Source organism: Limimaricola litoreus, assembly GCF_024159025.1.
In the GTDB taxonomy this organism is placed as follows: domain Bacteria; phylum Pseudomonadota; class Alphaproteobacteria; order Rhodobacterales; family Rhodobacteraceae; genus Limimaricola; species Limimaricola litoreus.
In genome coordinates this window covers 1-1,113 of the sequence record NZ_JAMYXC010000228.1, presented here as the reverse complement: position 1 = coordinate 1,113, position 1,113 = coordinate 1, and the positions used below count along the sequence as shown (strand labels likewise).

Annotated in this window: 2 protein-coding genes; one reads left to right on the top strand and one right to left on the bottom strand. The window is 75.4% G+C overall.

The annotated features are described in order from the left end of the window. Window positions 1-454: trypsin-like peptidase domain-containing protein (locus tag NHG85_RS14935; protein ID WP_253333759.1), on the top strand; the 454-nt coding region annotated here is incomplete at its 5' end. 3 nt (window positions 455-457) lie between these two features. Here NHG85_RS14935 and NHG85_RS14930 read toward each other — a convergent pair. After that, the coding region (locus NHG85_RS14930; RefSeq protein ID WP_253333757.1) for a thiamine pyrophosphate-dependent enzyme at window positions 458-1,113 on the bottom strand (656 nt) is incomplete at its 5' end.

Below are 1,113 nucleotides of genomic sequence, written 5' to 3'. Positions count from 1 at the left end.
GCTGCGCCCCGCCTCGCCGCTCGCGCCCCGCGGCGTCGCCACCTTCCAGACCGGCGTGCCGCGGATCGACGACAAGATCGCCGTGGCGGGCTTTCCCTATGGCGGCGCGCTCTCGGTCGCGGCGACCACCTTCGGCCGTCTGGCCGACATCCGCGGCCCGGGCGGCGAGGAGGATCTCAAGCGGCTCGCGCTGAGCGCGCAACCGGGCGATGCGGGCGGGCCGGTGCTCGACATGGGCGGCGCGGTGCTGGGGCTGCTGCTGCCCGGCGACCGTCAGGAGGGGCGGATGCTCCCCCCCGGCGTCGCGCTCGCGCTCGAAAGCGAGGCGGTGGTCGCGGCGCTCGAAGCCCAGGGCATCGCGCCGCAGCGCACCGAGGCGCGCAGCGAAGGCACGGTGCAGGCCGTGGCCCGGCGCGCGGGCGAGATGACGGCGCTGGTGAGCTGCTGGGAGTGAGGCTCAGGCCAGATCCGGCGTAAGCCGGATCAGCGTCGGCGCATCGGCGGCAAAGGCGCGCTCCAGCGCCGGGGCGATGGCATCGAGGCTTTCGGGCGTCTCGGCCCCCGCCCCCCAGGCGCGGGCCAGCGCGCAGAAATCGGGGTTGCGCTGGTGCACCGCGTGGGGCGCGATCTGCGCCGCGCGCATGCTGGCCTCGATCTCGCCCAGGCGCTCGTTGTCCCAGACGATCAGCGGCAGGTTCAGGCCAAGCTCGACCGCCGTGCCGAGCTCCTGGATCGTATATTGCACGCCGTAATCCCCCGCCAGCGCCACCACCGGCACATCGGGCCGCCCCACCGCCGCCCCGATCGCGGCGGGCAGCGCATAGCCCAGCGTGCCGAAGCCCGAAGGGTGATGCCACAGCCCCGGCGCGGGCGCGGGCCAGGCCTCGACCGCGGCATAGGCGATCTGCGTCATGTCCGAGAACACCATGGCCTCGGGCGGCAGCGCCTCGCGCAGGGCATCGATCACCGCCAGAAGGCCCGGCCGCTCGGCGTCGATCTCGGAGAACCAGCGGCGGCGCGCCGCCTCGATGCGCTCGGGCCGCCAGCCGGAGGCCGGTGCCCCCGGTCCCAGCGCCTCGACCAGCATCGCCATGCCCGCCGCCGCATCGCCCG